The sequence below is a fragment of the Polaribacter sp. genome (assembly GCF_049276715.1).
In the GTDB taxonomy this organism is placed as follows: Bacteria; Bacteroidota; Bacteroidia; order Flavobacteriales; family Flavobacteriaceae; genus Polaribacter.
On record NZ_JBASWY010000024.1, the window covers coordinates 46,777 to 53,827 of the forward strand.

A 7,051-nucleotide genomic window follows, 5' to 3' on the forward strand; every position below is an offset into this window, starting at 1 on the left:
TTTTAGTTCCCTTTTTTATAATCTTCTAAAAACTTTGCCAAACCAATGTCTGTTAAAGGATGTTTTAATAAACCTTCAATAGCGCTTAAAGGCCCTGTCATAACATCTGAGCCTAATTTAGCACAATCTATAATGTGCATTGTATGACGCACAGAAGCTGCTAAAATTTGAGTATCGAAACCGTAATTATCATAAATTAAACGAATTTCTGAAATTAGATTTAAACCATCTGTAGAAATATCATCTAACCTACCAATAAAAGGAGAAACATAAGTTGCACCTGCTTTTGCAGCCAACAAAGCTTGCCCAGCAGAAAACACTAAAGTAACATTTGTTTTAATGCCTTTTGATGAAAAATATTTACATGCTTTTACACCATCTTTTATCATAGGTAATTTTACCACAATTTGCGGATTTAAAGCAGCCAAAGCTTCCCCTTCTTTAACCATTCCATCAAAATCTGTAGCAATTACTTCTGCAGAAACATCTCCATCTACTAATTCGCAAATGGCTTTGTAATGGTTAATAATATTTGTTTGACCTGTAATGCCTTCTTTAGCCATTAAAGACGGATTTGTTGTAACACCATCTAAAATACCCAAAGCTTGTGCTTCTTTTATTTGCTCTAAATTTGCTGTATCTATGAAAAATTTCATTTTTTTGAAAATTTATGATTAATTTGTAGCAAAGATAGTTACAATGATTTCTTTAACAGAAAAAATAATTATAAGTTTTACTATTAATTGGTTAAAAATATACCAAATATGATCTTTTTTAGATTTAAAATTAAACTTTGTCAATTTTTATGTGTCTAACTTTAACAAATACCTTTTTTAAAGTTTTTAAAAAACAATATTATAAATGAAAATATATAAATATTTAGCGTTCCTTTTCTTTTTAACAACTTTATATTCTTGCGATTCTGTAAACACAGAAGAAGGTATAGAAGGCACTATATTATGTGATTTATCAGATATTGGTGTTACAGCCTCAGACAATGTAATTGTTCTAGACAACTCAGCATCTGCTGTTTGGCAAGGCAGTTATTCTGATAATACTGTTAGCATAAGTTATACCAAAGATTTAAATGACAACAACACTACAGAAACTCTAAATTTTGTTTTTAATAAGATAGACGATTGTTTACAGATAGATCATGGTTACGAATTTTACGATGGTAGCACTGCAGATATTAGTGCCATAACTCAAGTTTATGTGTTAGAAGTTAGCATACAAGATTGGGAAATTGACGAAAAATTTTCTGGACAAATCATTTATAGAGATCATCATGATAAATTAATTAAAACACTTAATTTTTGGGTAGAATTTACTGTTGATGATTATATAGCAGAAGACACAAATTACACTTATTTTTCTACTTGTTTTGCAGATAAACTACCCATAGAAATAGATTTAGATAAAGACGGAACAACAGATTACACTTTACTTGCTGATGAAGTTGTAGACTTTGCAAACACACCAAATTTTGTAGCGTATAACATAAAGTTGGTTTCTACAGACGAAGAAATTAATGAAATTCTTTCTCCTAAAGGAGTAAGCATTCCTTTTCCTGTAATTTTTGAACCTCCTTTTTCTACAGAAAACACAAGAAGTTATGCTGCAAATAAATTCGATTCTGCTGATGTTAGAAACTCTTTAGATGTTTTTTATGAATTTGATGCACCTTATGAAAACTACAACTTTTTTCTTCAGAATAATTTAACTTACAAAAAGGAATTTGCGAATGATAAAGATGATTATTATGCGTTAAGACTCATTAGAAATGATGAAAATTTCTATGGCTATATTAAAATAGATTTTGATGCCTTAAATTGCGAAATAAGCATTTTAGAAACTTATTTAAGCGATACTGCAGAAGAACATATTAGTATAGAAGACTAGAGTTTGTAATGGTTCATTAGCAGTTTCTCGTACATTCTATCTGGTAAAATTCGTTTTAAAACAATAGAGAATTTCTGCATAAAATCGCCCACTTTGTAATGTAATTTAGGCTTTTTTGTATTGATGATTTTGTAAACAACCTTAGCCATTTCAATAGGATCCATTCCTTCATCAACATGAGCATCCATTAAATCTAAATTTTCTTGATATTTATCTTTGTATGCAGAGTTTTCAAAAACAGGTGTATGGTATCTACCTGCTGCAATATTGGTTGCAAAATCTCCAGGAGCAACACTTATCACTTTAATTCCAAAGCCTTTAACCTCCATACTTGTAGCTTCTGTAACAATTTCAAGAGCTCCTTTAGATGCTGAATACAAACCTCTAAAAGGCAAACCCATATAACCTGCAATAGAAGTTACGTTCAGAATAATACCCGACTTTTGAGTTCTCATGTTAGGCAAAACAGCTTTCATAACATCAATAGCTCCAAAAAAATTCGTATTAAAAACCGCTTTCATTTCTTGAGTAGGAGTATCTTCTATTGGTCCAGTAATACCCATTCCTGCATTGTTTACTAAAACATCTAATCTTCCTTCTTTATCAATAATATAATCAACGGCTTTATTTATAGTATCAACATTTAAAACATCTAAAGAAATCAATTCAAAAGAAAAATTCTCTGTGTTTTTTGGATTTCTACTGGTACCATAAACTTTATACTTTTTTTCCGATAAAAATGTAGCAATAGATTTTCCTATTCCAGAGGAAGCTCCTGTAACCAATATTACTTTAGGCATAAATTTTTAGTTAGAAAGTTTAAAGTTGTAAAGTTAAAAAGTTATTGAAGAAATATTCTCTTTTTAAAAAGAAACTTTAGAGCACAAAAAATGGCAAGCTATCTACATCACACTGCTACAACCTAATACCTTTGCTGTGTTCCCACCCTGGAGGATTCAAAGGGAGCTAGTTGTGTAGGACTTGCCAATGCAAATTTACAATCTATTTTTATTTTATCAATTAAAAAAATATTAAAATTTTTGTAACATTTTTAACTTATTGATTACTAATTAAGTGTTTTAATGGTTTTATCAACTAAATAAGATATTGCTATAAAAATGAAATGAATATATTTGTACAACTAACTAAATTTAAAAAAATGGAAAATCAAGCAAATAGTAAAAGTATTATTTTAAACTATGGATTATACACAGGAATATCAAGCATTTTAATTGCCGTAATTTTATATGCATTAGGAAAATCTGCGAATCCAGGTATAGCTCTAGGCATAGTGAGTTTTGTGATCCCTTTAGTTATCTTAGTATTGGGAATAAAAAAATTCAAAGATGCAAACAATGGTTTTATGTCTTGGGGACAAGGAGTTAAAGTTGGTGTTGGAATCGCTTTAATTTGGGGTGTTCTTGCACTTGCTTTTCAATTAATTTTAGAAAATATTATTGATCCTAATTTGATAGAGCAAAAATTAGAAGTTACTAGAGTTACTCTTGAAAATTTTGGAATGACTCAAGAAGTAATAGAAGAACAATTAGAGAAGGCCAGAAATCAAAACCCTTTGTTAGCATCAGCTTACGCTATGCTTTTCTTTGCTTTTATTGGTTTTTTAGTTTCTGCAATAGCTGCAGCTATTATGAAAAAATCAGAAGAAGAAACTTACTAAAATTTAATATTCATTGTTCTATATTTAATAAAAATGTAACTTTGAAGATTGAATTAAGAATTTTGAACCTTACATATGCAAATTTCGGTAGTAATACCACTTCTTAACGAAGACGAATCGATACAAGAATTACACGATTGGATTGCAAAAGTTATGCAATCCAATCGTTATTTATACGAAATTATTTTTATTGATGATGGCAGTACAGACAATTCTTGGCAAGTAATTGAGTATTTATCAGCACAAAACAAGGCTGTTAAAGGTATTCGTTTTCAGAAAAACTACGGAAAATCTCAAGCTTTAGATGCCGGTTTTGAGTTGGCTAAAGGTAATGTTGTGATTACTATGGATGCTGATTTGCAAGACAATCCTGAAGAAATTCCAGAACTCTACAACTTAATTATTGATGAAAATTTCGATCTTATTTCTGGCTGGAAAAAGAAACGTTATGACAATGTAATTACTAAAAATTTACCTTCAAAATTGTTTAATGCTGCTGCCAGAAAAACTTCGGGTTTAAAATTACATGACTTTAATTGCGGTTTAAAAGCCTACAAAAATGAAGTTATAAAAGCTGTAAAAGTAAGTGGCGAAATGCACAGATACATTCCTGTTTTAGCTAAAAATGAAGGTTTTAGAAGAATTGGCGAAAAAGTAGTTCAACATCGAGCAAGAAAATATGGTGAAACTAAATTCGGAATGGATCGTTTTATAAATGGTTTTTTAGATTTAATAACCATTTCTTTTTTATCTAAATTTGGTAAAAGACCCATGCACTTTTTTGGACTTTGGGGTTCATTCATGTTTCTGTTTGGAACCTCTTTGGCATTTTATATTGGTATTTTTAAACTTTACAAGGTTTTTAACGGAATTAAAACAATATTGATAACAGATAACCCTTGGTTTTATATAGCTTTAACTTCTATGATATTAGGAACACTTTTGTTTTTAGCCGGTTTTTTAGGCGAACTTATTATAAAAATGAAAAGCGATGAAAAACACTATACAATTAAAGAAAAACTCAATTTCTAAATAGTATATTTGTAAATAAAATTTAACAAATCAATTTAATTGTAGTTCTATGAAAGATATTTTAGACAAAGCAAAACAATGGTTAAGTTCAACTTTTGATGCAGAAACTCAAAAAGAAATCAATGAATTAATCAAAAATAATTCTAATGATTTAGCAGACAGATTCTATAAAGATATGGAATTTGGAACTGGTGGAATGCGTGGAGTTATGGGTGCAGGAACCAACAGAATTAATAAATATACACTAGGCAGAGCAACACAAGGTTTGTCTAATTACCTAATAGAAAACGTAAAAAAAACACAATTAAGCGTTGTAATTGCTTACGATTGCAGACACAATAGTAAAAAGTTTGCAAAAGTAGTGGCTGATGTTTTATCTGCAAATAATATAAAAGTTTATCTTTTTGAAGATTTAAGAGCAACTCCAGAATTATCTTTTGCAGTTCGTTATTTAAAATGTGATGCAGGTATTGTTTTAACAGCTTCTCACAACCCTCCAGAATATAATGGATACAAAGTTTATTGGGCAGATGGTGGACAAATTGTACCTCCACATGATAATGGAATTATAAACAAAGTAAATGCTTTAGATTTTTCTGAAATTAACTTTAAAGCCAATGAAAATTTAATCGAAGTTATTGGTAAAAACGTTGATGATGCTTTTATTCAAGCTTCTGTAAAAAATGGCTCATTATCAAATACAATCGATCGTAAAAATTTAAAAATAGTATTCACTTCTTTGCATGGAACTTCAATAGTTTCTGTTCCTGATACTTTAGGAAAAGCAGGTTATACTGATGTTCATATTGTTGAGGAGCAAAGAGTTCCAAATGGAGATTTTCCAACTGTAAAATCGCCAAATCCAGAAGAACCAGAAGCTTTAGAAATGGCAACTAATTTGGCTAATAAAATTGGTGCTGATATTGTTATTGGAACAGACCCAGATTGTGATAGATTAGGAGTTGCAGTAAGGGATTTAGAAGGTAATATGAAATTGATGAATGGAAACCAAACCATGGTTGTAATGACAGATTTCTTATTAAGAAAATGGAAAGAAGAAGGTAAAATTAACGGAAAACAATTTGTAGGCTCTACCATTGTTTCTACAGAATTGGTAAATGATGTTGCAGCTAGTTATGGAGTTGATACCAAAGTCGGTTTAACAGGTTTTAAATGGATTGCAAAAATGGTAAGAGATTTCCCTGAACTTGATTTTATTGGTGGTGGAGAAGAAAGTTTTGGTTATATGGTTGGCGATTTTGTACGTGATAAAGATGCTGTTACAGCAACACTTTTAGCTTGTGAAGTTGCAGCTTATGCCAAACAAAATGGAAGTTCTTTCTATCAAGAATTATTAAATATTTATGTAAAAAATAGTTTCTATAAAGAACATTTAATTTCTATTACTAAAAAAGGAATGGATGGTGCTGCAGAAATTCAGCAAATGTTAAGTGATATGCGCAATAATCCTTTAACTATAATTGATGGTGAAAAAGTAGAATCTTTATGTGATTATGAAGCATCAACAAAGAAAAATTTAATTACTGGGAAAGTAACAAAAATAGATTTACCAAAATCGAATGTTTTAATTTATCAAACAGAATCTGGAACCAGAATTGCTGCAAGACCAAGTGGAACTGAGCCTAAGATAAAATTCTATTTTAGCGTAAATTCTTCGTTAAATAATACAAATAATGCTGAAACAGTTGAAGCAGAATTAGACTCAAAAATTCAACGTATTATTAAAGAGATGAACTTAAATTAATGAGTTATTTTAAAGATATTTTAAAATATGAAAAAAAGTATAGAAAGTTTACAATTTTAAACATTCTATTCAACATTTTATATGCAATTTTTAATGTCTTATCTGTATTAGCTTTTATACCTGTTCTAAACATTTTATTTGGTAAAGAAAAAAAAGTAATTGAAAAACCTATTTATGAGGGTATAACTAATTTTCTAAGCTATTCAGAAAATAGGTTCAACTACTTTATTTATCAAAAGATTTTAAATGATGGTGAAATAAAGGTTTTACTGTTTATATGTATTTTATCACTTTCACTTTTCTTTTTAAAAAATTTTTTTAGATACTTAGCTTCCTACGCAATTACTTTTTTAAGAACAGGAGTAGTAAAAGATTTACGCGACAATTTATATCATAAAATTGTAGAATTGCCTATTTCCTATTTTACTGAAAAAAGGAAGGGAGACATTATAGCAAGAATGACTGCTGATGTTCAAGAAGTAGAAAACTCAATTTTAACATCTATAGAAGTTATTGTTAGAGAACCATTAACAGTTATTATTTCGATAACCATTATGTTCTTTATGAGTGTTAAACTAACACTTTTCGTATTTATTTTATTACCTGTTTCTGGTTTTATTATCTCTTCTATCAGTAAAAAATTAAAAGCAAATTCAGTAAAAGCCCAAGAAGAA

General features: G+C 29.3%; 7 protein-coding genes and 1 other RNA gene. 5 read left to right on the forward strand and 3 right to left on the reverse strand.

Going from position 1 to position 7,051, the window contains the following annotated elements:
- Positions 1 to 2 precede the first annotated feature (2 nt).
- On the reverse strand, positions 3 to 656 hold the full coding sequence (fsa, locus tag WAO74_RS06660) for a fructose-6-phosphate aldolase (protein WP_422160610.1): 654 nt from the start codon (positions 654 to 656) through the stop codon (positions 3 to 5).
- A 205-nt stretch (positions 657 to 861) separates the two neighbouring features.
- Between fsa and WAO74_RS06665 the strand changes: the two genes are divergently transcribed.
- On the forward strand, positions 862 to 1,902 hold the full coding sequence (locus WAO74_RS06665) for a hypothetical protein (protein WP_422160612.1): 1,041 nt from the start codon (positions 862 to 864) through the stop codon (positions 1,900 to 1,902).
- Here the strand turns inward: WAO74_RS06665 and WAO74_RS06670 are convergent.
- Both WAO74_RS06670 and ffs read right to left on the reverse strand, forming a co-directional pair.
- On the reverse strand, positions 1,899 to 2,702 hold the full coding sequence (locus WAO74_RS06670) for an SDR family oxidoreductase (protein WP_422160614.1): 804 nt from the start codon (positions 2,700 to 2,702) through the stop codon (positions 1,899 to 1,901). The two genes, WAO74_RS06665 and WAO74_RS06670, sit on opposite strands and share 4 nt — an antisense overlap.
- 88 nt (positions 2,703 to 2,790) lie before the next feature.
- Positions 2,791 to 2,889, reverse strand: an RNA gene (gene ffs / locus WAO74_RS06675) — signal recognition particle sRNA small type.
- Positions 2,890 to 3,061: 172 nt separating this feature from the next.
- Between ffs and WAO74_RS06680 the strand changes: the two genes are divergently transcribed.
- The 4 genes from WAO74_RS06680 to WAO74_RS06695 form a co-directional block, all read left to right on the forward strand.
- Complete coding sequence (locus WAO74_RS06680; RefSeq protein ID WP_422160616.1) at positions 3,062 to 3,580, forward strand: DUF4199 domain-containing protein; 519 nt, start codon at positions 3,062 to 3,064, stop codon at positions 3,578 to 3,580.
- Between the two features lie 75 nt (positions 3,581 to 3,655).
- Positions 3,656 to 4,612 carry a glycosyltransferase family 2 protein gene (locus tag WAO74_RS06685; protein ID WP_422160618.1) on the forward strand — a complete coding sequence of 319 codons (957 nt, stop codon included), beginning with the start codon at positions 3,656 to 3,658 and terminating at the stop codon, positions 4,610 to 4,612.
- A 49-nt stretch (positions 4,613 to 4,661) separates the two neighbouring features.
- Positions 4,662 to 6,377, forward strand: coding sequence for a phospho-sugar mutase (locus tag WAO74_RS06690; protein ID WP_422160620.1), 1,716 nt, complete (start codon positions 4,662 to 4,664; stop codon positions 6,375 to 6,377).
- Positions 6,377 to 7,051, forward strand: a 675-nt coding sequence (locus tag WAO74_RS06695) for an ABC transporter transmembrane domain-containing protein (protein ID WP_422160621.1), incomplete at its 3' end; no start/stop codon positions are given. The genes WAO74_RS06690 and WAO74_RS06695, both read left to right, overlap by 1 nt.